The 24,931-nt window shown below is 36.9% G+C and carries 29 protein-coding genes; 19 read left to right on the top strand and 10 right to left on the bottom strand.

What is annotated here, in order from left to right:
* Positions 1 to 101 precede the first annotated feature (101 nt).
* The 5 genes from spxA to pepF all read left to right on the top strand — a co-directional run bounded on the left by spxA (position 102) and on the right by pepF (position 6,319).
* Positions 102 to 497, top strand: a complete 396-nt coding sequence (gene spxA, locus V7161_RS28890) for a transcriptional regulator SpxA (protein WP_335716228.1) — start codon at positions 102 to 104, stop codon at positions 495 to 497.
* 316 nt (positions 498 to 813) lie between these two features.
* Positions 814 to 1,485, top strand: coding sequence for an adaptor protein MecA (mecA, locus tag V7161_RS28885; protein ID WP_335716227.1), 672 nt, complete (start codon positions 814 to 816; stop codon positions 1,483 to 1,485).
* Between the two features lie 74 nt (positions 1,486 to 1,559).
* Positions 1,560 to 3,071: a cardiolipin synthase gene (gene cls / locus V7161_RS28880; RefSeq protein WP_335716229.1), complete on the top strand. Its 1,512-nt coding sequence runs from the start codon at positions 1,560 to 1,562 to the stop codon at positions 3,069 to 3,071.
* 96 nt (positions 3,072 to 3,167) lie between these two features.
* The gene (locus V7161_RS28875; RefSeq protein ID WP_335716226.1) at positions 3,168 to 4,364 is read left to right on the top strand and encodes a competence protein CoiA; all 1,197 of its coding nucleotides are present in this window, start codon (positions 3,168 to 3,170) and stop codon (positions 4,362 to 4,364) included.
* A 137-nt stretch (positions 4,365 to 4,501) separates the two neighbouring features.
* The gene (pepF, locus tag V7161_RS28870; RefSeq protein ID WP_335716225.1) at positions 4,502 to 6,319 is read left to right on the top strand and encodes an oligoendopeptidase F; all 1,818 of its coding nucleotides are present in this window, start codon (positions 4,502 to 4,504) and stop codon (positions 6,317 to 6,319) included.
* Between the two features lie 490 nt (positions 6,320 to 6,809).
* Here the strand turns inward: pepF and V7161_RS28865 are convergent, their stop codons facing one another.
* The 3 genes from V7161_RS28865 to V7161_RS28855 all read right to left on the bottom strand — a co-directional run bounded on the left by V7161_RS28865 (position 6,810) and on the right by V7161_RS28855 (position 8,797).
* The gene (locus tag V7161_RS28865; protein WP_420491686.1) at positions 6,810 to 7,682 is read right to left on the bottom strand and encodes a ClpXP adapter SpxH family protein; all 873 of its coding nucleotides are present in this window, start codon (positions 7,680 to 7,682) and stop codon (positions 6,810 to 6,812) included.
* A complete protein-coding gene (locus V7161_RS28860; protein WP_335716223.1) occupies positions 7,669 to 8,079 on the bottom strand; it encodes a globin in 411 nt (136 codons plus the stop codon). Before V7161_RS28860 ends, V7161_RS28865 begins: the two co-directional genes overlap by 14 nt.
* 133 nt (positions 8,080 to 8,212) lie before the next feature.
* Positions 8,213 to 8,797, bottom strand: a complete 585-nt coding sequence (locus tag V7161_RS28855) for a CYTH domain-containing protein (RefSeq protein ID WP_335716222.1) — start codon at positions 8,795 to 8,797, stop codon at positions 8,213 to 8,215.
* Positions 8,798 to 8,923: 126 nt separating this feature from the next.
* On the opposite strand from V7161_RS28855, the gene V7161_RS28850 reads away from it, so the two are divergent.
* The 4 genes from V7161_RS28850 to V7161_RS28835 are packed head-to-tail and all read left to right on the top strand — an operon-like array spanning position 8,924 to position 11,691.
* The gene (locus tag V7161_RS28850) at positions 8,924 to 9,283 is read left to right on the top strand and encodes a hypothetical protein (RefSeq protein WP_335716221.1); all 360 of its coding nucleotides are present in this window, start codon (positions 8,924 to 8,926) and stop codon (positions 9,281 to 9,283) included.
* A gap of 16 nt (positions 9,284 to 9,299) precedes the next feature.
* Entirely contained in the window at positions 9,300 to 9,938 is a 639-nt protein-coding gene (locus V7161_RS28845) for a GTP pyrophosphokinase (RefSeq protein WP_335716220.1), read from the top strand.
* Between the two features lie 41 nt (positions 9,939 to 9,979).
* Positions 9,980 to 10,774, top strand: coding sequence for an NAD kinase (locus V7161_RS28840; RefSeq protein ID WP_223592805.1), 795 nt, complete (start codon positions 9,980 to 9,982; stop codon positions 10,772 to 10,774).
* Between the two features lie 11 nt (positions 10,775 to 10,785).
* Positions 10,786 to 11,691 (top strand): RluA family pseudouridine synthase, encoded by a 906-nt coding sequence (locus V7161_RS28835; protein ID WP_420491685.1) that lies wholly within the window; start codon positions 10,786 to 10,788, stop codon positions 11,689 to 11,691.
* A 16-nt stretch (positions 11,692 to 11,707) separates the two neighbouring features.
* Here the strand turns inward: V7161_RS28835 and prpE are convergent, their stop codons facing one another.
* Positions 11,708 to 12,463, bottom strand: a complete 756-nt coding sequence (gene prpE / locus V7161_RS28830) for a bis(5'-nucleosyl)-tetraphosphatase PrpE (protein ID WP_335716218.1) — start codon at positions 12,461 to 12,463, stop codon at positions 11,708 to 11,710.
* A 98-nt stretch (positions 12,464 to 12,561) separates the two neighbouring features.
* On the opposite strand from prpE, the gene V7161_RS28825 reads away from it, so the two are divergent.
* The 3 genes from V7161_RS28825 (at position 12,562) to V7161_RS28815 (ending at position 15,894) form a co-directional block, all read left to right on the top strand.
* Complete coding sequence (locus tag V7161_RS28825) at positions 12,562 to 14,421, top strand: monovalent cation:proton antiporter family protein (RefSeq protein WP_335716217.1); 1,860 nt, start codon at positions 12,562 to 12,564, stop codon at positions 14,419 to 14,421.
* A 105-nt stretch (positions 14,422 to 14,526) separates the two neighbouring features.
* Complete coding sequence (gene fabI / locus V7161_RS28820) at positions 14,527 to 15,297, top strand: enoyl-ACP reductase FabI (RefSeq protein ID WP_335716216.1); 771 nt, start codon at positions 14,527 to 14,529, stop codon at positions 15,295 to 15,297.
* A 117-nt stretch (positions 15,298 to 15,414) separates the two neighbouring features.
* The gene (locus tag V7161_RS28815; protein ID WP_335716215.1) at positions 15,415 to 15,894 is read left to right on the top strand and encodes a CotO family spore coat protein; all 480 of its coding nucleotides are present in this window, start codon (positions 15,415 to 15,417) and stop codon (positions 15,892 to 15,894) included.
* A 51-nt stretch (positions 15,895 to 15,945) separates the two neighbouring features.
* On the opposite strand, the gene V7161_RS28810 is transcribed toward V7161_RS28815, so the two are convergent.
* Entirely contained in the window at positions 15,946 to 16,458 is a 513-nt protein-coding gene (locus V7161_RS28810) for a CotY/CotZ family spore coat protein (RefSeq protein WP_223592798.1), read from the bottom strand.
* A gap of 127 nt (positions 16,459 to 16,585) precedes the next feature.
* Between V7161_RS28810 and V7161_RS28805 the strand changes: the two genes are divergently transcribed.
* From V7161_RS28805 to V7161_RS28775, 7 genes are all read left to right on the top strand, one after another.
* Positions 16,586 to 16,942 carry a DUF1360 domain-containing protein gene (locus V7161_RS28805; protein WP_335716214.1) on the top strand — a complete coding sequence of 119 codons (357 nt, stop codon included), beginning with the start codon at positions 16,586 to 16,588 and terminating at the stop codon, positions 16,940 to 16,942.
* 363 nt (positions 16,943 to 17,305) lie between these two features.
* On the top strand, positions 17,306 to 17,773 hold the full coding sequence (locus tag V7161_RS28800; protein WP_335716213.1) for a sporulation protein: 468 nt from the start codon (positions 17,306 to 17,308) through the stop codon (positions 17,771 to 17,773).
* Between the two features lie 16 nt (positions 17,774 to 17,789).
* Entirely contained in the window at positions 17,790 to 18,266 is a 477-nt protein-coding gene (gene spoVAC, locus V7161_RS28795) for a stage V sporulation protein AC (RefSeq protein WP_335716212.1), read from the top strand.
* Complete coding sequence (gene spoVAD, locus V7161_RS28790; protein ID WP_335716211.1) at positions 18,267 to 19,283, top strand: stage V sporulation protein AD; 1,017 nt, start codon at positions 18,267 to 18,269, stop codon at positions 19,281 to 19,283. It abuts the gene before it with no gap.
* Positions 19,284 to 19,295: 12 nt separating this feature from the next.
* Positions 19,296 to 19,652 carry a stage V sporulation protein AE gene (spoVAE, locus tag V7161_RS28785; RefSeq protein WP_335716210.1) on the top strand — a complete coding sequence of 119 codons (357 nt, stop codon included), beginning with the start codon at positions 19,296 to 19,298 and terminating at the stop codon, positions 19,650 to 19,652.
* A gap of 108 nt (positions 19,653 to 19,760) precedes the next feature.
* Positions 19,761 to 19,877 carry a YjcZ family sporulation protein gene (locus V7161_RS28780; RefSeq protein ID WP_223592790.1) on the top strand — a complete coding sequence of 39 codons (117 nt, stop codon included), beginning with the start codon at positions 19,761 to 19,763 and terminating at the stop codon, positions 19,875 to 19,877.
* Between the two features lie 132 nt (positions 19,878 to 20,009).
* Positions 20,010 to 20,264 (top strand): stage VI sporulation protein F, encoded by a 255-nt coding sequence (locus tag V7161_RS28775; RefSeq protein WP_223592788.1) that lies wholly within the window; start codon positions 20,010 to 20,012, stop codon positions 20,262 to 20,264.
* A 23-nt stretch (positions 20,265 to 20,287) separates the two neighbouring features.
* Here the strand turns inward: V7161_RS28775 and V7161_RS28770 are convergent, their stop codons facing one another.
* The 5 genes from V7161_RS28770 to V7161_RS28750 form a co-directional block, all read right to left on the bottom strand.
* Positions 20,288 to 22,579 (bottom strand): ATP-dependent helicase, encoded by a 2,292-nt coding sequence (locus V7161_RS28770; protein WP_335716209.1) that lies wholly within the window; start codon positions 22,577 to 22,579, stop codon positions 20,288 to 20,290.
* A gap of 138 nt (positions 22,580 to 22,717) precedes the next feature.
* Positions 22,718 to 23,140 (bottom strand): GNAT family N-acetyltransferase, encoded by a 423-nt coding sequence (locus V7161_RS28765; protein WP_335716208.1) that lies wholly within the window; start codon positions 23,138 to 23,140, stop codon positions 22,718 to 22,720.
* A 5-nt stretch (positions 23,141 to 23,145) separates the two neighbouring features.
* Positions 23,146 to 23,658 carry a YjcG family protein gene (locus V7161_RS28760; RefSeq protein WP_335716207.1) on the bottom strand — a complete coding sequence of 171 codons (513 nt, stop codon included), beginning with the start codon at positions 23,656 to 23,658 and terminating at the stop codon, positions 23,146 to 23,148.
* A 139-nt stretch (positions 23,659 to 23,797) separates the two neighbouring features.
* Positions 23,798 to 24,520 (bottom strand): alpha/beta hydrolase, encoded by a 723-nt coding sequence (locus V7161_RS28755; protein ID WP_335716206.1) that lies wholly within the window; start codon positions 24,518 to 24,520, stop codon positions 23,798 to 23,800.
* A gap of 105 nt (positions 24,521 to 24,625) precedes the next feature.
* A partial coding sequence (locus V7161_RS28750) for a hypothetical protein (protein ID WP_335716205.1) occupies positions 24,626 to 24,931 on the bottom strand: 306 nt, incomplete at its 5' end.

The following is a 24,931-nucleotide window of genomic DNA, read 5'->3' as shown; positions in this document are numbered from 1 at the left end:
TTTTAATTATTTATCCTGTTTTTTCATTGTATACTTTAAAAAATATATAATTTCGTTTTAATAAATATGAATTGTAAATTAAAGAGGAGTGTGAAGAACGAATGGTAACATTATACACTTCACCAAGTTGTACATCATGTCGAAAAGCTAAATCATGGCTAGAAGAGCATGAGATTCCATACAAAGAGAGAAACATCTTTTCGGAACCATTATCAATGGAAGAAATAAAGGAAATTCTACGGATGACTGAGGATGGAACAGATGAAATCATATCCACAAGGTCGAAGACTTTTCAAAAATTAGACGTAAACCTAGATAATATGCCACTTCAAGATTTATTTCAATTAATTAAAGAAAATCCAGGTCTCCTTAGACGCCCCATTATCATAGACGAAAAACGTTTACAGGTCGGCTATAATGAGGATGAAATTAGACGTTTCTTGCCTAGAAGAGTAAGGACCTATCAATTGCGAGTAGCTCAACAGATGGTTAACTAAATATTAAGACCTTCATTGCCTGGAGGTCTTTTTTTGTATCTCTAATGTTTGTTATTTTGATTTAGTTTTGTTATAATTTAAGGAATATCCTTATTTGAAAATTCCTTAAATAATTAGGCTTTTAATGGATTTTTTGATTTTGGATTTTTTTATTTCCCTTATTAGTACTTATATCATAAAATGAAAGTACAGGAGTATTTACATTTTGTAGAAAATAAATTTGAATAAACCTTTTTATTTGAGTAAATGCTAATTGGCATTATCTGCTGGGGGTATTTAGTCCCTTCAATATCGACAAAGGAAGGGAGAGATTATGTTGGAGATTGAACGTATTAACGAAAATACAGTCAAATTTTATATTTCCTATGGTGACATAGAAGAAAGAGGATTTGATCGCGAAGAAATCTGGTACAATCGCGAACGAAGCGAAGAACTCTTTTGGGAAATGATGGATGAAGTTCATGATGAAGAGGAGTTTGTCGTTGAAGGCCCGCTTTGGATTCAAGTTCAAGCTCTTGATAAGGGATTAGAGGTTCTTGTAACGAAAGCCCAGCTTTCAAAAGATGGCCAAAAGTTTGAACTCCCTATTCCTAATGATAAATTAAAGGATTTGCCAGTAGATGAAAAACTTGAAGAAATCTTAGATCAACACTTCAGTCCAAATCATAGTGACGAAGATGAAATTTTACTCGAAGAAGAAACTTTGGAGTTCATACTTGCCTTTAAAGACTTTGAAGATGTAATAATGTTATCAAAACGCTCAGGATTAGACAATTTAGTAACCCAGCTATTTCATTTTGAAGGGAAATACTATTTATATACTGAATTTCCGGAAGATTTATTTGAAGAAGATGAAATTGATGACCTATTAAGTCTATTGCTTGAGTATGGGTATGAAACACAACTTACTATTCATCGGATTCAAGAATATGGCAAAGAAATAATTTCTGAAGATGTTTTTGGAACAATAAGGAAACATTTTAGCTAGACATGTACCGATTTCAGTATTGAAATCGGTATTTTAGTATGAAATAAATTTGTAGCTTCTGGCAGGTGAGGACACTGAAAAACACTGTAAGAGTTGTTTGCTTTCTTTTAGTTCTATCCATACTTTTGTTTTTCTTTAGGGATCGATTGGAAAGCGGACTTCTTGGATTCTTAAGCGTTTTAATATCGCTGTCAGTCATTTTTATTGGATTTGTCATCTTTTTAGAAAATCGTCATCCCACGCAAACCATTACATGGCTCGTTGTTTTAGGAAGCTTTCCGCTTGTCGGGTTTATCTTTTATCTTCTGTTTGGACGTAATTATCGCAAAGAGAAGATGTTTAGAAAAAAGTATTTTCTTGATAAACAAGCTTTTTTAACGGTTGAAGGTGAAAATGATCCAAGAAGTGAAGAAAAACTAAATCTTTTAGGAGAACATCAGGGGAAATTATTCACTTTAGCTCAAAAATTAGGCAATAGTCCTATTTCCTTTGATACTTCTACAAAAATATTAACAAATGGAGAAGAAACGTTTCTTCATATCATTGAGCAATTAAAAAGGGCTAAGCACCATATTCATTTAGAATACTATATTGTTCGCCATGATCGGATTGGTCAGGAAATTAAAAATATCTTAATTGAAAAAGCGCAGCAAGGGGTAAAGGTTCGATTTTTATATGATGCAGTTGGTTCCTGGCAGCTTTCTAAAACATATGTAAATGATTTAAAAAATGCCGGTATCGAAACGGTTACCTTTGGACCAGTTAAACTCCCCTTTTTAAATAATAAGTTTAATTTCCGTAATCATCGGAAAATCATTGTAATTGATGGCACAATCGGATTTGTTGGCGGATTGAATATCGGGGATGAGTATTTAGGAAGAGACAAAGATATAGGCTTTTGGCGTGATACACACTTAATGCTGAAGGGTGAAGCCGTTCGAACACTGCAATTAATCTTCCTTCAGGATTGGTATTACATGACCAATCATAGTTTTTTAACCGCTGAATACTTATCGCCGCAAATAGATTTTAAAAGTCATGGTGGAGTTCAGCTGATTGCTGGAGGTCCTGATAATGAGTGGAGTGTTATTAAAAATATCTTTTTTTCCATGATTGCATCTGCTAAAAGGTCTGTTTGGATTGCTTCCCCTTATTTTATTCCAGATGAGGATATCTTTTCAGCCATAAAAGTTGCAGCGCTTAGTGGAATTGATGTTAGGCTCCTCGTGCCTAACCGGCCTGATAAACGAATTGTGTTTCATGCCTCAAGATCGTATTTTCCTGAACTTTTAGAAGCTGGCGTAAAGGTATACGAGTATGAGAGGGGCTTTATGCATAGTAAAATTGTGATTGTAGATGACGAACTGGCATCAATTGGCACATCTAATATGGATATGAGAAGCTTTCATTTAAATTTTGAAGTCAATGCTTTCTTATTTAGGACAGAAAGTACCCAAAAGCTTGTGGCTGAATATTTAAATGACCTAAAGCATTCAAAGCAGCTAGAATTACAAACCTTTCAACAGCGACATTTTGGTTTTAGATTGCTGGAATCGACTGCGCGATTGCTTTCTCCACTCTTATAAAGATAAAAAACTCGTCGAATGGCGGGTTTTTATTTTTTAAAAAAAGGATTTTTAGCAAATTTTGCCGAATCTTAATGGTGAAAGGAGGAGAAAATCTTGTTAACTGCTAATACGCAATCAGGTAAACAAGTATGTCTAGGTTATCATTACAGGAAGGAAACCCTTATTTCCCTTCGTAACAAAGAAGAATTTATTTGCTCAATCTGCGGTGAAAGTGTATTGCTAAAATTAGGCGATCAACGAATTTTTCATTTTGCTCATAAAAGTGGCGGGAGATGCCGAGAGATTTTTGAGAATGAAACCATAAACCACATGGAAGGAAAACGACAGCTCTTTCAATGGCTTTTAGGACAAAACATTCCTGCAGTTTTAGAGTTTTATGAAAAGAATATTGGACAGCGTCCTGACATTATGTTCAATTATGAGGGTGAGAAATACGCATTGGAATATCAATGTTCTCCATTGCCAGAAAAGGATTTTATCAAGAGAACGACAAATTATTTAACTCATGGATATATCCCGTTGTGGATTATCGACAGTAGCCATATCCATAAAAAAAGAAGAAATGTCGTGGCATTGTCAAACTTTGATTATTTATTTTTACGGAATGCGCCAAAAGAAAATTACTTTATTCCATCGTATTGCTCCGAAAATAGGCAGTTCCATCTCCTAGAATCCATTCAACCCATATCAATAAAAAATGCTTTCGTTCAACATTCCATATATCAACTCGATAAATTTAGCCTGGAACGATTATTAGGGCCGAGGTTATCAGTCAATACAAATATAGATAACTGGAATAAAGAAAAAGAATCGTTCATTTTAAATTGGATGCTTCATCCAAATCCAAAACAAAACTCTTTCCTCCATGAAATATATAAACGAAATTTAAATATGTTTTTATTACCTCCAGAAATAGGCCTTCAGGTTCCACATTCAATTCTTATACAAACACCTCCCATTATATGGCAAACGTATTTATTTATTGATTTGCTCGCTGACAAACAACCACAGGAAACCTTTACACTAAAGGAATTAAATTTTCATTTTAATAACAGAATCTATCGAAAGGAAATTATTCTGCGAAATTTGCCGCAGCTTGATTCTCTTAATCCAATTTCGGCCGAGATTTCCTACTTGAAACTGTTGGAAAGGATTGGGGTTTTAACTGAACTAGGAGAAAATACTTTTAAACTAGAGCGGAAAATATTGATCCCAACTTCTAATCGCGAAAAGGAAGTAGCAAAGCTGGATTTTAATCAAAAATATCTTAATATGTTAGCGAAACAGTAAATGAAATAATGGCTATGGGCATAATATAGAAGGGTAAAACGTTTCTTTTCAAACCTTAAAAGAGGAAATTGGAAGGATTAGGAGAATATAATGTATGTGTATGGTTATTCGTAAAACAATAGAATGGAGGATGGACGATGGCAAATGAGGCAGCTGTAAAATCGCTACCAGTAAGAAGTGAGATTCCCGTTGAAGATACATGGAAATTAGAAGATATTTTTGCCAATGACCAGGATTGGGAAAAAGAGTTTCAGGACGTAAAAAATCAAATTGCTGGTATTAAAGAATTTGAGGGGAAATTGGGTGAAAGTGCCGAAACCTTTTATAAAGCTCTTCAATATCAGGATAAGCTGCTTGAACGAATTGGAAAGCTATATACATATTCCCATATGAGATATGATCAGGATACGACAAATTCTTTTTATCAAGGATTAGACGATAGAATGAAAGCTCTGTATTCTCAAGCAGCTAGTCAACTTGCCTTTATTGTTCCGGAAATTCTAGCAATTGATGAAAACAAAGTGACTAGCTTTTTAAATGAAAAAACGGAATTAAAGCTTTATGAGCATGCAATTGCTGAAATTAATTTACAGAGACCACATGTACTGTCTGCTGAGCAGGAAGCTTTGCTAGCTGAAGCAGGTGAAGTAATGGATGCTTCAAGTAATACGTTTGGAATGCTTAATAATGCTGATTTGGAGTTCCCATCTATTAAAGATGAAAATGGCGAAGAGGTAGAAATCACACATGGCCGCTATATTCGCTTTTTGGAAAGCAAGGATCAGCGTGTTAGGCGTGATGCCTTCAAAGCAGTTTATAAAACTTATGGAAATTTTAAAAATACCTTTTCTAGTACACTAAGCGGCAACGTGAAGAAGGATAATTTCAACGCAAGAATAAGGAAATATGAATCGGCAAGACATGCAGCCCTTTCTGCTAATAATATACCTGAAAGTGTATATGACAACCTTGTTAATACCGTAACTGATAATCTTCATTTATTACATCGATATATAAAGCTTCGTAAAAAAGTTCTAGGCATAGATGAGCTCCATATGTATGATTTGTATACACCACTTGTAAAAGATGTGAAAATGGAAATTAAATACGAAGAAGCAAAAGATTTAATCATTAAGGGGTTAGCTCCATTAGGTGAGGAATACTCAAAGATATTACAAGAAGGCTTTGAAAACCGATGGGTCGATGTCCATGAAAATAAAGGTAAACGCAGTGGCGCGTATTCTTCTGGAGCATATGGGACTCACCCTTATATTTTGATGAACTGGCAGGATAATGTGAACAATTTATTTACACTTGCCCATGAGTTTGGTCATTCTGTGCACAGTTACTACACTAGAAAATCACAGCCATATCCGTATGGAAACTATTCCATTTTCGTGGCTGAAGTCGCTTCAACCTGTAACGAAGCACTATTAAATGATTATTTATTAAAGACGATTGATGATGAACAAAAGCGGATTTACCTTTTAAATCACTATTTAGAAGGCTTTAGAGGGACCGTATTCCGCCAGACGATGTTTGCAGAATTCGAACACTTGATTCATCAAAAAGCCCAAAATAATGAGGCGTTAACAGCAGAATCTTTAACGGAAAGCTACTATGCTTTAAACAAAAAATATTTTGGCGAAGAAGATATTGTGATAGATGAAGAAATCGGATTAGAATGGGCTAGAATTCCACATTTCTACTACAATTACTACGTTTATCAATACGCAACTGGTTTCAGTGCTGCTACTGCCTTAAGCAAGCAAATTCTAGAAGAGGGAGAGCCGGCAGTCAAACGATATATTGATTTCCTCAGCGCAGGAAGCTCAGATTATCCGATCGAAGTGTTAAAGAAAGCCGGTGTCGATATGACCAGCGCCGATCCAATAAAAAATGCATGTAAAGTATTCGAAGAAAAACTTAATGAATTAGAGCAGTTATTATCATAAGGAAAATAAAGGGATGGTGACAGTTGTCGCCATCCCTTTTAAAAGCCTTTAAATCGCTTTCGGTTATTAAGGTAATAAATAAAAATAAGAATGGATACAAACAAAATTGGGGTACTAAGCATTATTGGAAAAATCTTAAGCAATGCAAGCAAATGGAGAAAAAAACCAGCTATTATAAATAGAATCATTACGATAAATGGAAATTTGCTCAATGTAATTCCACCTTTTTATAATTATCTAATAGTATATTTATTGTCCATTTCTTGAAATTATGATTTTTTGACAATAATGTGAAATAACACACAAACTCATTGTCAGTCTATTAAACCCCATGCTATATTTAATACGTGAAGTTGATCACTACAAACATATACCCCTTTGTTTGACCGTGAAAAATTTCTCCCATCCCCTTTGTTCGTATTAATAGAAAAATGCCTTGCAGTGAACTGCAAGGCATTTTTCAATTTATTGAAAATAAATAGTGATATACTTAATTTTCTTCAATATATCTCCAAAAGGTTCCGTATTTTGCAGGAATTTGTTCCACAATCTGCTTTAAAAGAAGCTTTTTCATTTCTTTTTCAATTTGAGAAATTGACATATTATACACAACGGCAATTTCCTTTGAAGCAACAAATTTAAAAAACTTCAAAAATGTCTCTAATGGAGGTGGTGAAGATTGAATTGGTTTTTCTGACAGCATTTCTTCTAAAATTTGAACATAAACCTCATAGGGATAGGTTCCAGTAATCTTTATCCCCTCATCCTCAACATTTTCATTAAAAAATACTAGAGTAGGAATTTCATGTACATCCATTTCTGAAGTAATCTTTAAATCACATTGAAAGGCTTTAGCAGCACTCTCTGAATGCATATCATTGATAAACTCCTCCACATCAAGGCCGGCAGTTTCTGCACAATCTTTAAGCACCTTTAGATCCGAAATATTCCGCTTTTCTAAAAATAATACCTCCTGTATTTTTCGCAAAAAACGGATTCCGGCTCGTCTCCCTTGAAGTTCTGCAGATTTTAAGGCAATAGAAACATTATAAGGAGCATCGACCGGATTTTCTAACCAAAGGCTTCCATCGCATGACATTCCCGATCTGCTTGCTGTTTTCTCCCATAAATCAGCCATGCTCTCATAGCTTTTTTTTCTGCTTAAATTTAAATTAGCCAGTCTTCCACTTAGTACATGCTTAATTGAAAAATAACGACCATATTCAATTTGCAATTTTTTCAATATCGGTTCAAGCGCCCAACATTCAGGACATAAAGGATCAATAAACATATAAATTTCAATTGGTTTTTTATCAGGGCAATTCTGCTTAGGGCTTGAAGGCCAAGAATTATTCACAAGCATCACCAATATTTTCTTTATTATCAGGGGTATTTATCATATGTTGGGCCGTGAGATACAGTCGAGAATAAAATTCATCCCTTAGTGGTCCCTGGAATCCGATTATATCCATTGCTTGAGTCATACATGAAAGCCACGCATTGGCACGGGTTGGTGTAACTGGAAATGGCAAATGGCGTGCCCGCATCATCGGATGACCATGTTCATCAGTATAAAGTGATGGCCCGCCTAAATATTGCGTTAAGAATTGCTTTTGTTTACGAGCAATTTCGGTAAATTCATTTGGGAATATTGGTGCAAGATCAGGATGTTGTGCAACAAGGCCATAAAAAGTATCCACAAGCCGGTGTAGAGTTTCTTCCCCAATGGCTTCGAATGGTGTAAGCTTTTTCTCAATCATGTTGACAACTCCTTTTAGTACTTTTGTATGTTTTATTGTAGCAATGCATTTTTCATATCTCAAATAAATAGCCTTGAAAATGCTAATTTATTGAGATACACATGTTATTTAATGTATACAAGCAGGATGTTTTTTACTTATTAATTTCATGTTTTTGCCTATAAAAACGCTGGATTTTATTTTCTGTTTTTCGCTCTGGAACATGGCAATCATGAAGGAGTTTTTGAAAAATCTGCTTTCCTTCCTCGTAGTTTTCCGCCTCGAATTCCAATTCATAATCTTCATGCTGTAAATAAATGCTGTGATCTAAGACTAGTAATCCTTTTTTATAACCAGTTTCAGCCCTTTTTGTTACTAAAGATCCAAAGTATTCCAATTCAGAAATAGAAATACCATTTTCTTTTAAAATATCTTTAATTTTTCCAAATGGTAAATTCCCAAAATGAATTGCATGATATGCTTCTTCTTCGCTTAAAGTTTGATTTGTTTCAAGAAGACCAACTTTAGCAGGCTGCTTAAGTGTCATTTCGAAAGTATTCCTTTTTTTACGGATGCGTAATGCAGAGGATGCTGCTTTTAAGGAAAAACTTGGAGTATCAAAATAATGGTTTTCTTGAGTGATAATTTGCTTATAATCTATGTTAAATTTTTTAAGCAAGTTTGCATATTCCGACTTGGTCAGCATATTTTTAAATTCGATTTCAATATTTTCTGACACCCTACTTCAATCCTTCCTAGTTTCAATTTAAATCATTATCTTAAATATAACACTAACTGCAATCCTTGGGTGAAATGGGGGAATTATGCTAAAATAGAGGGGAGTGGAAGACGGAGGTAATAGATAATGAAAAGAAGTATAACAATTCAAAACACGAAGCTAACAGACAACCAACTTCTATTAGAAGTTGAACAACTAATTGAAGGGTTAATCCCAGAAGGTCAAATTCTCGTGGATTCCGATAAATATTCCTTTATTTATTTAATGGAAGACCAAGAAGATTATACATATATCATCCTGCCTGAACTAATCTGGGTGAACTTAAAAAATTCATTTGAACAAAAAATGCCAGTATGGCTTAAAGGGAACGATAGAGAAATTGAACTAATAAATTTCAATGATGAATTGGAATACGTTATTAACAATATAAAGGGTAATAGTAACTATGGACAAGAAATGGTCACTAAGGTAGAGAGTATTTTCTAACATTGAGGTGGGATTCATGAAGCATTGGGACCAATTTTTAGCACCATATAAACAAGCGGTTAATGAATTGAAAATCAAACTAAAAGGAATTAGGGGACAGTTTGAGCTTGATTCGTCTCATTCACCTATTGAATTTGTGACAGGAAGAGTTAAACCAATCGCTAGTATTTTAGATAAAGCAAATCAAAAAGGAATTCCACTTGATAAATTGCAAGAAGAGATACAGGATATCGCAGGGATGCGTATCATGTGTCAGTTTGTCGAAGATATTCATCGAGTTGTTGGTTTATTAAGAAACCGCAATGATTTTGAAATTGTGGAGGAAAGAGATTATATTTCGCATGAAAAGACAAGCGGTTATCGCTCCTACCATGTTGTCATCAGCTACCCTGTTCAAACGATTAATGGTGAAAAAAAAATACTCGCTGAAATTCAAATCAGAACATTGGCGATGAATTTTTGGGCAACGATTGAGCACTCGCTAAATTACAAATACAAAGGTGTTTTCCCAAGCGATATAAAGATGAGGCTGCAAAGGGCGGCGGAAGCAGCTTTCCGTTTGGATAAGGAGATGTCATTAATTCGCGGTGAAATTCAGGAAGCCCAGGCATTCTTTACTAGAAAAAAAGAGCAGAAACAAGAAGAAAAAGACTGATAGGACCCTTTAGAATCATTCTGACAAGGAGCTATACTCATATGAAATTTGCGATTACCTCAAAAGGAGATCAAAAATCAAATATTTTGATGCACAAAATGAGGACATATTTGCTTGATTTTGATCTAAAGTACGATGAAGATCAACCTGACATCGTTATTTCCATCGGCGGAGATGGTACGTTACTTTATGCCTTCCACCGCTACAGCAGCCGGTTAGATAAAACAGCTTTTGTTGGAATCCATACAGGCCATTTAGGCTTCTATGCGGATTGGATTCCGGATGAAATTGAAAAGCTTGTAATCGCTATTGCTAAAACACCTTTTCAAGTAGTCGAATACCCGCTCCTTGAGGTTATCATACGCTATTCTCATGCTGGAAAGGAATCAAGATATTTAGCATTAAATGAATCGACTGTAAAAAGTGTCGAGGGGACACTTGTAATGGATGTCGAGATTCGCGGTCAGCATTTCGAACGTTTCCGTGGAGATGGCCTGTGTGTATCCACACCATCCGGCAGTACAGCCTATAATAAAGCGTTAGGCGGAGCCATTATTCATCCATCGATTCCTGCCCTACAGGTTGCGGAAATGGCTTCGATTAATAATAAAGTTTTTAGAACCGTGGGGTCACCTCTCATTCTCCCGGCTCATCATACCTGTATGCTAAAGCCCGTAAATCGGTCTGACTTCCAGATAACGATCGATCATTTGACTCTGCTTCATAAAGATGTTAAGTCAATTCAATTCAGGGTGCCAGATGAAAAAATCAGATTTGCCCGCTTCCGCCCATTTCCATTTTGGAAAAGAGTGCATGATTCGTTTATTTCTGATTGAGCAGGGGGCCAATGATGGTAACACAATTTCAATTGGAATGGGGTATTGATGCCAGCAATGCCGGAATGCTGGTCAAAGAATTTTTAAAAGTAGAAGAAATATCCCGATCCGCTTTAACCGATATCAAGTTTAACGGCGGGCACATTCTTGTAAATAATGAAGAGGTAAATGTTCGTTACAAACTGCTGGAGGGGGATAATTTAAGAATTATTTTTCCGCCTGAAAGCCCTAGTGAAGGACTAAAAGGGGAAGAAATTCCGTTAGAAATATTATTTGAAGATGATTATCTGCTCGTTGTCAATAAGCCTGTAGGAATAAATACCATTCCATCACGTGAACATCCAGATGGAAGCTTAGCGAATGCCCTTGTTGGCTATTATGAAGACAAGGGCATTCAAGCGACTTCCCATATCGTTACTCGGCTCGACCGGGATACTTCAGGAATTGTTTTAATCGCAAAGCATCGGCATGTTCATCATTTGTTTAGTCTGATGCAGCGTAGCGGCAGGGTGAAGCGAACTTACGAAGCTTTTGCTGGTGGTTCAGTTATAGAAGATAAAGGAACAATAATTGCTCCAATCGGGCGTAAAATGGACAGCATAATTGAAAGAGAAGTCCGTGACGACGGTCAATATGCCTGTACCCATTTTGAGGTGATAGGGAGGCATCAATCTTTTACCCATATAGAACTTAACTTAGAAACTGGCAGGACCCATCAAATTAGAGTTCATTTATCCTATATAGGGCACCCGCTCCTCGGTGACGATTTATATGGGGGAGAAACTTCTTTAATTGAAAGGCAAGCCCTACATTGTAAAAAAATAAAATTTACTCATCCTTTTTCACATAAGACTATGTCATTTACTGCACTGCTACCTGGTGATATGCAAGATATTTTGAAGGCTGCCCCGCATTGATAGGGACAGCCTTTCTTTATTTGCTGCTTATTAAATCAAATTGTTTAAACTTTTCAGGAACATATGGCATAGTTGAAGGAACAGAAACGATTTCCATTTCGGGATACCTTAAAGCCGTCAGCATTCCACCAAATACTGCGCCGGTATCTATATTATACGTATTGTTAATTATTCTGGGTTCATTGACTGGGGTATGGCCGTAAACTATACAGGCTCCGCCATGATACTTCTTAGCCCAATCCCTTCTGACAGGAGATCCGTCTGGGTGTTTTTCACCCGAAATATCACCATATAGAACAAATTCTTTGACTTTTGCATGAGTTTGTCCGATATATTCTTGTTTAATTCCCGCATGAGCAATAACTAACTTTTGTTTGTCCAATACTAAATAAAGGGATGCTTTTTCATAAAGCTCGATAAATTTTTTACGAATGGATTGCTGGTCTTTTTTATATAATGATTCATATTCGGCAACCGTTGTTTCAAGCCCGTGTTTGATCTGTACTTTGTTGCCTAAAAAAAAGCGATATAATTTGTTACAATGATTCCCTGGCGTGTAATAAGCCTTTTTATAATTTATCACAAGCTCCCAAACAATCTCAGCTACCCTAAGTGAGGCAGGACCTCTATCAGTCAGATCGCCAACAAATCCTAGAACTCTGTTTCCTGGATGAAGCGGAATGCCGCTATCCCATTTATAACCAAGTTTACTCGTAAGATTTTGAAATTCCGGCAAACATCCGTGGATATCGCCGATTATATCTATTTTCATTGACTGTTACCCCCTTCAATTCCTTTATTTTTTGTCCTGAAGCCGATTTTTATAAAATGAATCTATGGATTTTGTGATTTTTAGAGGGAGGCAAAAAAATGGAACAGCATGTTTCAGTTATTTCCTTACTTGTTGTGGTTACGATGGCCTTTCTAACCCCAATCCTGCTGCATCGATTTAAGTTGAATTTTATTCCGGTTGTTGTAGCTGAAATTATTATGGGACTTATTATTGGGAAAAGCGGTTTTAATTTAGTTCATGAGGATATGTGGCTATCCACTCTAAAGACTCTTGGATTTATCTTTCTGATGTTTTTAAGCGGCCTTGAAATTGACTTTACAGCCTTCTCTAAGGGAAAAGCACGTGAAATCCTTCCAAATGGCAAGAAAGAACCAAATTCGTTTATTATCTCCTCTTTCATTTTTTTAGGAATATTTATTTTTTCACTTGGATTATCATACCTATTTGTTTGGGCTGGTTTCATTGATAATGCCTTTTTAATGACATTGATCATTTCAACCATTTCATTGGGGGTTGTTGTTCCCACCTTAAAGGAAGCCCATTTGATGAAAACGGTCATTGGCCAAATTATTTTGCTGGTTGCCGTCATCGCCGATTTAGCCACGATGATTTTACTTGCCATTTTCGTTTCGATTTATGAGGCAGGTCATGGAAATACTTGGCTGCTGCTGATATTGTTTGCAGCAGGAATCGGGCTTTATTTTATCGGAAAAAAATTTAAAAATAGGAACTTTGTTCAGGCGCTATCTACAGGAACGGTACAGATTGGAACACGTGCAGTATTTACCTTAATAATTGTTTTAGTTGGTCTTTCTGAAACAGTGGGTGCTGAAAATATTTTAGGGGCCTTCTTAGCAGGGGTTCTCGTGTCATTGTTATCTCCGAACCAAGAGCTTGTACATAAACTTGACTCATTCGGCTATGGCATTTTAATCCCGATTTTCTTTGTAATGGTTGGTGTTAATCTAGATGTTTGGTCATTATTTAGTGAAAAGAAATTACTATTATTAATTCCGCTTTTATTAATTGGGCTGCTTTTATCTAAACTAATCCCCGTTTACCTTTTAAAATTTTGGTATGACAAGAAAACGGTAATTGCATCAGGGTTTCTTTTAACGTCTACACTCTCGCTCGTCATTGCAGCTGCAACAATTGGAGAACGAATGGAAGTCATAACCGAGCAAATGAGTGGAACGTTAATACTAGTTGCAGTTATTACGTCTATTTTTACACCTATGGTCTTCAAGAAGTTATTTCCAAAAGAAGCGGCTGAGGGGAAAAAGGTCAGCGTTGCTTTCTTAGGAGCAAATCAAGTTACACTGCCTGTTTCACGAGAATTGAAATCCGGTCTATATAATCCGGTTTTATATCATACAATCATGGATAAATCAGACAGGCAGATTGCCGATTCGCTTTTCGATATTGAGGAAATCGAAGATTACTCCATGGAGAGTATTGCAAAAACAAAAGTTTATCAATCAGAGGTAGTCGTGATATCAACCGGTGATGAGGAGAAAAATGCTGCTTTGTCCATTGCTGCTAAAGAAAAAGGTGTACCAAGGGTTATTGCCCGAATTGAAAGTCCTGAAATAGAGCAAAGCGTACGTGAGCATAATATAGAAGTATTTTCTGCCTTTATGTCCACCAAAGCATTACTTCGGGCTTTAATTGAATCACCAAGTGTCATAAGTATTTTAACGAATCAAGAAACAGGACTGTTTGAAATCAAAATGATGAATGAACATTTTAAGGGAATGTCATTAAGAAGATTTCCCTTTACGGGCGATATTATTTTTGTACGGATATTTAGAGGGAAGGATTCAATTGTGCCGCATGGTGATACTGAGCTTCAGCTAGCCGACCGTTTGATTGTGACTGGTTCGAAGGAATATGTCGACGAACTAAAAAGAGAGCTGGAATTTTGTGAAACATGTTAAATTATTCACCGTTCTTGGTACTGTACTTTTCATTTTTATTAGATTAGTGTAGAATTAGTACCAAGTACTAATAACACGTATTTATTGTGGGAGGAATTTTTCAAGATGAATCTATCATTAGCTGGAAAAACATTTGTAGTAATGGGTGTTGCCAATAAACGCAGTATTGCATGGGGGATTGCACGCTCACTTCATAATTCGGGTGCACGCTTAGTATTTACTTACGCAGGCGAGAGACTTGAAAGCAGTGTCCGTGAATTGGCTGGCTCTTTAGAAGCTGAAGGAACAATTGTCCTTCCATGTGACGTTACAAGTGATGAAGACATTGCCAAGTGCTTTGCAGATATTAAAGAAGCGGTTGGAACCATTCATGGAGTAGCACACTGTATCGCATTTGCCAATAAAGAAGAGCTACAAGGGGAGTATATGAACACAACCCGAGAGGGCTTTTTACTGGCTCACAATATCAGTTCTTATTCTTTAACAGCTGTGGCAAAAGAAGCACGCGGTTTAATGACCGAAGGCGGCAGCATCGTGACACTCACATATTTGGGTGGTGAGCGTGCTATCTCCAATTATAATGTTATGGGGGTAGCTAAGGCTTCACTAGACGCAAGTGTCCGTTATTTAGCAGCTGACCTTGGTAAGGATAATATCCGTGTCAATTCGATCTCCGCAGGTCCAATCCGAACATTGTCAGCTAAAGGAGTAAGTGATTTTAACTCAATTTTAAAAGAAATTGAAGAAAAAGCGCCATTACGGAGAACAACAACGCCTGAAGAAGTTGGAGACACGGCTGCATTCCTTTTCAGTGAACTTTCACGTGGTATCACAGGAGAAAACATTCACGTAGATTCAGGATATCATATTCTATAGTATTAACTCAGAGCCTGCTGTTAAAGCAGGCTTTTTCTTTCCTAAATCAGTGTGACGGGTATAGGCATTTCGCATACATATAAAGTGAAGGAATATGTAAATGGAGGTGCATTAAGCATGCCGAAAAAAAGGAGTCAAGAACCGTTACTTTTTATTAATCAGCCAATCTCCAAGACTCCATCAAACCAAAATATGCAGGAAGTCTACACAAACAGACATGAAAGGGAGCAGCAAAAGGAAGATAACCATAAAGTAGAAACAAAAAATAAGGTAAAAAAAGAGGCAATGCCTGATGATATAGTAATGGAGGCAGCTAAAAAGGAAAGTAAGCCACAACAAGAGAAAAGTCAGTCCATATTTTCCAGAGTAAAGCCCTTTAAAGAAATGAATATAAAGGAGCGGATTGAATATTTACTAAACTTCCCAAAGGTTCTTCCGCCTCCTCCATGCGTTATTTATACTTCAGAAAATAGGTACCAAGGTATTCTTATTGAATATACTGACAATCGAGTAACCATTCAATCTCCAGATCAATCCACAAATACAATACTCCTCGAAGATATTAAAAATGTAATTATGATTGGGATTAAAAGATAGGATAGGTAGAAATTTAAAAAGCCAGCCGATTTAACCGACTGGCTCATTTATTTAGTTACAAATTCCTAAGTTCACGTCCGCAATACATTGAACTGCACAGAAGCATTTTAAATCTACTGTGATACAGTCGTTACTAGCACGGAAGCGTTCAACTTGGCAAACTCTTGTAAGGTCAACACAGCATCTGTCTCCGCTGGAAACAAGATTTACCGGTACAAAGTTACCGCCCTCTCTGCGGCCTGGTACTAACACACGAAGTGTTGCACAGCAGTTATCAAATACGTCTTCTACACGGAAGAAGATTGATACACAAGCGTTATTTTCGCCGCTAAAGAATGCATGGAATGGAGTCCCATCCGCAGTGCTCAGTACAAATACACGAGTATCAACAGGATCTCTTCTAACAGGTGAAACTAGTGAACCAAGAGGTTCGTTAAAACAACTGGAACATTCCGAGCATTCCGCTTCTTCAACTGCATTATCCTGGATATCTTTTATCGCACGTACAACTTCACACACGCAGTTTCCGTGACGATCATGATCATGACTTCCACAACAACCCATTATTTTTCCTCCTTAATCCCTGTTATATATCTTACATTACTAACATATTTTAAAGAGCGTTTTTGGGTTACGGACAATTGCCTCTTTTAAAAAAATTAGGCGGATTAATAGAAAGGACAAATGTATAATGAAAATAACCTTTTTAAACATATTCCTTTTATCATTATCCTGCTTTAGACTAACAAGGCTCCTTGTTTTTGACAAAATAACTGTATTTATTCGGAAGCCCTTTTTTGATGAAATAAAAGAAGAAAATGACAATGGCGAAATCGAGATTTACTATCTTCCTAAGAAAAAGGGGATAAAAAAGTTTTTTGGAGAGTTATTAAGCTGCTATTGGTGTACAGGAATATGGGCATCGGCGATTATAGTCATAGCCTATATATTATTTCCCAGCTATTCCGCTCCGATTATTCTTATCCTAGCAATAGCAGGTTTAGCATCTTTCATCGAAACAATTGTTCAGTTTTTTATTGAAAAATAATGTTGTTCGTGGAGACAAGACTAACAGGTTGTTCATATCCTAATTAATAGCTTATGAATTATTTGGAAGGAGAGACTACATGAGCAACTCAAATGACACAAAGAACACAAACAAAAAGAAAAAGAGTACAGAAACAAATCAAGGATACCAACCTTCAAAACCTATTAAGTCGCAAGGGTGCGGCTGTGGTAAAAAAACTTCAATGTAAATAGGAAAACTGCTAGTTTTGACTGGCAGTTTTTATTTTTTTAGCTATACTACTGGTTTTAAAAATTAAACTTATCTAGTCATAATTTTAACGAATCTCGAAAAAACTAAATGGTATCAGTATGTCATAAAACTTAATCAAGGGAAGGAAATTATATGCATATTATTTTTCGTTTGATTGTATTGGCTTGCTTTGTCATACTCTCTTCCTGTAATCAGCACCAGCAAGTTAAGGATAGTCAACTTGCACTTATAAAAACGACTAATCCCAAGCCGGTGATAACGGATAAAAAAAATAGACGGGACGGTGTAACTGAAATCAAAAAGGATGTCAGCTCCTTGCCGGAATTATATGATGTTGCCGTCGTGCAAGGGAAAAGAGATACACTCGTTGTTTATAAAGTAAAACATTTACACCGCTTTCAAATGAAAAAAATCGAAAAGAATATTAATAAAATGCTTGAAGAAAAATACCCAAAGGAAAATTTTACAGTCTCAAGTGATTATAAAATTTTTCTTGAAGCCATTAGACTTGATGAACGGATGAAATCTTCCAAATTTTCACATCGAGATGCGGAAAACCGTTTAAAGGAAATCGTCAAAATGACGGAAGAAATGAAGTAAGAAAGGGTGAAGCAGGATGACAAACAAGCAAAAAAACATGACTCCTCAACAGCAAAACTATCAACAGCTTCAGCAAAAACATGAGATAAAACGGCCTATCCTAAAAAATTGTATAAAAGCATTTTTTGTTGGAGGCTTGATTTGTGTCGTTGGCCAAGCTATTAGTTATTTTTACATATATTTCTTTAATTTTACGGAGCAAAGTGTAGGAAATCCAACTGTTGCAACGATGGTCTTTTTATCGATGCTGTTAACCGGCTTTGGAATTTATGACAGGATCGGACAATTTGCTGGTGCAGGCAGTGCAGTACCTGTAACTGGTTTTGGCAATGCCGTTATTTCTGCCTGCATCGAGCACCGTACGGAAGGACTTGTTCTCGGAGTTGGAGGCAATATGTTTAAGCTTGCAGGATCAGTCATTCTTTTTGGTGTCTTCTCCGCCTTTGTAGTAGCACTTGTTAAAACGTTACTAGTTATTTGGGGGGTTTTGTAATTGTTAAAAGGGCATCAGTCATGGGTGTTTGAAAACCGGCCAATGATTTCTGCAACAGGGGTAACGGGCGGCCCGTTCGAAGCAAATGGAAAATTGGCGAATGATTTTGATCTCTTATATGAAGATTTGTGGATGGGTAAAGAGTCTTACGAGAAAGCACATAGGCTATTGCTCGAAGAAGCGATTAAAATCACCTTGGAAAAAGCGAACCTCCAAAAAGAACAAATTCAATTTTTATTTGCAGGTGATTTAATCAATCAAATTACCCCAACAAGCTTTGCGGCGAGGACGATGCAAATACCGTATTTCGGGCTTTTTGGAGCCTGCTCGACCTCGATGGAGGGGTTGGCATTGGCTTCCTTTGTCGTCAATTACCAAGGGGCAAAAAAGGTCTTAACGGGTGCATCCAGTCACAATGCGGCTGTTGAAAAGCAGTTCCGCTATCCAACAGAATATGGTGGACAAAAACCACCAACGGCACAATGGACAATAACAGGTGCAGGGGTAGCACTCGTCGAGCCTAATGAATCCGGACGCCATGTCCCAATTACTACATCGGCGACAATTGGTAAGGTGATTGACATGGGGCTGACTGATCCTTTTAATATGGGCGGTGCAATGGCACCGGCTGCCGCTGATACGATAATGGCACATTTCCGCGATCTACAATTAGATCCAACACATTATGATTTAATTGTTACTGGAGATTTGGGGAGAGTCGGCCATGATACTGCTTTTGAATTACTAAATAAAAGTGGCCTTAAGCTTGCACGAAAACAATTTCAAGATTGCGGTTTATTAATGTATAAAGAGGACCAGCCAGTACAATCAGGTGGAAGCGGTGCAGGATGTTCTGCTACTGTACTATATGGACATTTACTAAACCAATTAAAAAAGGGTACATTTAAGCGGATTTTAATAGTAGCAACCGGGGCATTACTATCTCCGCTCAGCTTTCAACAAAATGAATCCATTCCATGCATTGCACATGCTGTTGCCATTGAAATGAATGGATAAAGGGGTGAATTTATGCTTGCGATGTTTTTTTGGGCGTTTGTGATTGGCGGACTTATATGTGTCATTGGGCAGCTTCTTTTTGACGTTGCCAAGTTGACTCCAGGGCATACATTAAGCCTGCTTGTTGTGGCGGGGGCTGTATTGGATGGATTCGGATTATATGAACCGCTCGTTGACTTTGCAGGGGCTGGAGCAACCATACCCATTACCAGTTTTGGGAATGCCTTAGTCCACGGGGCTTTACAAGATGCCAAGGCCCACGGAATCATTGGGGTGTTAACCGGAATGTTTCAGGTAACAAGTTCTGGAGTATCTGCTGCGATAATTTTTGGATTTATTGGATCCCTAATCTTTAAACCTAAAGGGTAATGAACACATTTTTTTAAGCCAATTTATGGATTAAGCTATCTTGCCTATACACTTTTTTAAGTACTTTCATATGTTATTAATGAAACTACTAAGGTGAGGTGACTATCTATGTTCTATGGATGTGGCGGCTACGGTTATGGTGGATTTGGTGGCTACGGTTCAACTTTTGTGTTAATCGTAGTATTATTCATTCTGTTAATCATTGTAGGTGCAAGCTTTTATTAAACCATTTAAAAGCTTGACAGCGGTGGAAGGGGTTGGTCATAAATGTGGCCAGCCCTTTCTTTGCCTTTTATTCACAAAATCGCCCTGCCTTCATACAATAAAGTAGTTTATGAAGGAGTGTGAATTTTTAACATGGATAATGGTTTCTTTAAAAATATAGAAAAGAAAACTGGCGTTAATATGAAAGAAATCTTTGAATTAGCGAACTCCTTACAGCATGCCAATTTTAAGGACCCAGATACTGTTCGTAGTGTCATTCAAAAAGTTTCTCGAATTGCCGGTAAACCGGTTAGTAAAGATCTTGAAGATCAAATTGTTCAATCTATTATTAAAGATGGAAAACAGCTTGACTTTAATACCATTACAAAGATGATGAATAAAAAATAAAAAGTAAGACCGCATTCCTGTGCTCAGGAGTGGGTCTTCTTCTTTTTTGCGAGTGGTGCGAGAAACCTTGAACGGTTTACTTTTTTTCCTCGTCTATTTTCGGGAACAGCAATAAAAAGCTGGTCTCGGGCACGTGTCATTGCAACGTAAAATAATCTCCGCTCTTCTTCTAGGGAAGAAAAATCGCCATTTCGATTAGCTTCCAGGGCAAAGTCGTGAGGCAGACTGCCATCGACAGCATCAAGAATATAAACAGTTTTATATTCAAGCCCTTTTGCCCGGTGTATGGTACTTAGGGTAATGGCTTCAGTAAAATGCTTACTTAAATTCTTAATTTCCTTATTCATGGCGGACATATGCTCGGCATGTGCAAGCATAGCCTCAATCGAGTCGAAGCTTTTAGCCGCAACCTTTAAATCCTTAAGGTCATCAGATCCTTTTTCCATCATGCTCGCTTCATTGCCGCGTTTTTTGAGGAAATCAAGAAAGCCAATATCCTTTTCAATTTTTCCTAATGCTCCCTGAGGGTTCAAATGCTTTAATCCACGAATGATACTAACAGCCTGCTTTAATTTTTTTGCTTGAAACGCATGGGCGGTTTTAAGGTGAGATAATGCCTCAAGAAAACTACAATCTTGCAAAATGCTGATTGCTTTAATATCTTTCATAACCGTCTGTTTTAAAAATAAAAACGGTAAAATATCCGCTAGTGCATGTGGGTCATCCTCATTTAAACTTACCTTTAAGAAGGAAAGGGCGCTCCTAACAATGTATCGATCGTAAAAGGCTTCAGCATCCAGGTCAATTTTAAAAGGAAGATTTGAGCCTGCTAAACGTTCAAATACCGCCCTTGAGCTGGCATTGGTTCGGTACAGAATGGCAAAATCAGAAGGATTTGCACCATTTGTGATCTTTTCTTGAATGTCGGTAACAATCATTGTTGCTTCTTCCTCTTCATCATAAGGGAAAAACAACAACGGAAGGGTCCCTGATGAAAATTGCGCCTCCATCTTTTTTGTTCTTCTGATTTTATTTACAGTGATCATTTGATTAGCAGCCGCAACAATTTCATGGGTGGAACGATAGTTTTGATCAAGAGTGATTAGCTTTGCAAAAGGGAAATCCTTTTCAAAATCTAACAAGTAGCTTGGATCACTGCCTCTAAAGGAATAAATGGCTTGATCATCGTCACCAACAGCACAGACATTTTTATGCTTTCCTGATAATAATTTAATCAGTTCATATTGAACTTTATTAATATCCTGAAACTCATCAATTAGAAAGTAATGGAATCGTTCTTGATACTGTTCAAGAAGGGAAGGGGAAGTTTTTAAGAGCTTGTAACAGCCCAACAGCATGTCATCAAAATCAAACAGTCCTTCTCTTTGCTTAAATTCTTCATATCTTTTATATAATAGTGCGGCTCTTTCTTCCCATTCTGATGCGGGTCTGATTTCATTTGGCATTAGCAACGAGTTTTTCCAAAACCCAATTTGCTGCAGCGCTAAATCATAAGCAAATTCTTTCTCTGATAAATCCAGTTCTTTTCCGGCATCCTTTAAGATTTTTTCCCGTTGCCATTCCTTCTTCAATAGATTGTTCGCTGACCAATTAGCTGCATCATGAAACATAAGGATACGATAAAAAATACTGTGAAAGGTTCCAGAGACAAGTTGGTTGATTTTTTCTCGCTTCATTTCCGGATAGGAAAGCAAACGATTCTTTATTTCAGAAGCAGCTTTAGATGTGAAGGTTACAAGCATGATCGTTCGTGGATTAATTTGCTTGATCTCCAGCATATAGGCCGTACGGGCAGTAAGAACACGAGTTTTTCCACTTCCTGCACCCGCAAGTACTAATAAAGAGCCTTCTGTTTCTAAAACAGCTGCAGCTTGATTTTCATCTAGGACAACTCCATTTTCCGCTAGAAGAAGTAAATAGGGCGAGCCAGCTTGGTGTGTTCCGTCCATTTTCTTGTTAAAAGGGACTTCATATCCAATCGTTTTAGCAGGTTTGTATAAGTCTTGGGAAGCGGAGGCTTCGGTAATGGTTCTGCCATGAGGTATCTTAAATCCGTTTCGCTCGATATAGTTTTCATTTATTTTTGGTTGAACGGGTTCAGCGCATCGTTTCTCAGGTGAAAGTGTATGAAAAAAATGAGGAGACTCTTTAATGCCAAGGAACAGCCTCATCTTTTCATTGCATACTGGGCAACGTAATTCTCCGTTTTTTCCAGCTATAAAAAATTTTTGGTACTCATCACGATTTAAATGAGTAAGATTAATATTTTGTTCCTGATAAATTACAGTTTTCATAGTTTATTAACCCTCAATTTCGATAAATAACACAAGTTCTATCATATCAAAACCATATCTTATCTAAAAGTACTTCATCACGATAGGTTGAATTAACCAAAAAAGCACCTGCTGTTTTTTCAGCAAGTGCTTCTCTCATTATATTTCTTTAACCATCGTTTTGTGTGGAATTCCTGCGTCCAGAAACTCCTCTGAGACAACTTCGTAGCCCAGACCGGCATAGAAGGGAATGGCATGTGTTTGAGCATTTAGCTTTAATTTGTGTAGCCTTTTTTCACTGGCATGGTCTTCGATTTTATTCATAATCGCTTTTCCGGCACCCGTTTTTCTGGCTTCTTTCATTACACATATCCGTTCAACTTTTCCAAACCCCTCAACAATCCGAAACCTGCCAGCCCCAATGGGAGCATCATTCTGGTACATGACAAAATGGGTGGCTTCATTTTCATATTGGTCAATTTCCTCTTCTATAGGGACATTTTGCTCCTCCACAAAAACGATTTTTCTAACGGAATAAGCATCTTCTAGTTCTTTTTGATTTTGAACAACCGTAACTTTCACTGCAATTATTCCTTTCCAAGACGAAATGTTTCATAAACCGTCCAAGAACCATTTTCTAATTGATATAGGAGATGGAAACGGTCAACTGTTTCTTCATGATTTAATTTAGTCATACGGAGTGAACCATATACATCGGAATGCTCATCATTGGATAGATTTTGACCAATTGTAATATGCGGGACAAAGGCATATTCTAAGTTTTGCTCGGTAAACTCTTGATTGATTTCGGCATGAAGAGCAGTTAACTCCTCTGTAGGATCTACTTTAAAATAAATAACATTATTAACAGGCTGAAATGAGCTGATTTTAGATGTTTTTAATGTGAAAGCATTTGTATTTCTGGCAATTTGCCGTAACTTTTCAGCAAATTCCTTTGCCTCTTCCTCCGTCGCATAAAATGAATTTTTTAATGTGAGATGTGGAGTAATTAGGGCATAATGCGGGTCATAGCGCTTTCTATAGGAATTAGCTAAATCCTGAAGCTTTTTGGATGGAAAAATAACAATGCCAAATTTCATAAGGATACCTCCATATAAGAAATTATTTTTATAGAAAAATAAATGCTTTATTTAGCCTTCCTATTATTATAGCAAATTTTCTAAATTTATTAAATAATTTAAAATGAATCGATAAGATTTTGGTTCGTTAGACATAAGCCTAAAATAGCATTTTCAGTGCTCGTCTTAGATCTGGCTGCCAATATGTCCATGTGTGATTTCCGTTAAATTCCTCATAAAAATATGTAAATGGTCTCTCTTTTAGCAGCTTGGAAAGCTGTCTATTAGGTGTTAGGAAGTCGCCTACTTTACCGTTCGTCATTTGCACTTCAGTCTCTTGCTTTCCTATAATATGGTAGATGTCTAAAAGCTGTGGTTCAGGCAAGTCAGCGACTAATTCTAACACTTGTTGGTCTACATAGGGAGATTGTAAAAGCACTTTTCCGAAAGTGTGTGGATATTGAAGCGCTGTCATTAATGATACAGTCGCACCCAGAGAATCTCCTATCAATGCTCTAGTTGAACCCATGTGATAAGTAGGAAATTCTTGATCTAAAAAAGGAACTAATTCATGGGCAAGGAAGCGGATGTAGGATTGAGTTTGTACACCTTCAGGGTGGTATTTTTTGCGGCGGTCTTTCACATTTTTATAGGGTACCCCAACAATTATTAAATTTTCAATTTCCTTTTCATAAAGATACTCGTCTGCTAAACGTCCAATCCTGCCAAGTTGAAAATAATCCCGGCCATCCTGTGCGATTAGCAGAGAGTATTTATATAATGGTGAAAAGTTTGCAGGCAGATAAATAAGCAGCTGCATTTCTTCTCCAAGCTCTTTGCTATAAATGGTAAGTTCTTTAATTGTGCCTTTTGGAAACTGCATGTGACAAAACCCCCAATAAATCGATAGAATACAACTGCATTTTATCATATCTTGAGAGGAAATGCTTTTAGGTTTGGGGAATAGCCTGAGGGAATTATGCAGTAGTTAGTGGAGGTAACTGTTTTTAGGGCAGGATTCAGGCATAATGGATAAGATATTTGCACGTCTAAAGGTGCGGATTTGTTTTCTAAGCAGGCAATAGGCACGAATGTATTCGTCGGATATTTCTTTAACGATTAATGATCGCTGTGACAATTCTTGATTTTCTGCAAGATATATCATCTCTAAAGGAATATTTTCTTCAATTGAACGTATCAAAAGTCCATCCATGTAAATCGCTCCTTTCAATTTTATAATATTATTATAACCGAACATTAGTTCTTTATTCAATAATAAAGGAAACGTATGTTC

This window comes from Neobacillus drentensis, assembly GCF_036965425.1.
GTDB lineage: Bacteria > Bacillota > Bacilli > Bacillales > Cytobacillaceae > Neobacillus > Neobacillus drentensis_F.
Note: the sequence above shows the minus strand (reverse complement) of the source record. Positions and strands in the feature narration are given on the sequence as shown.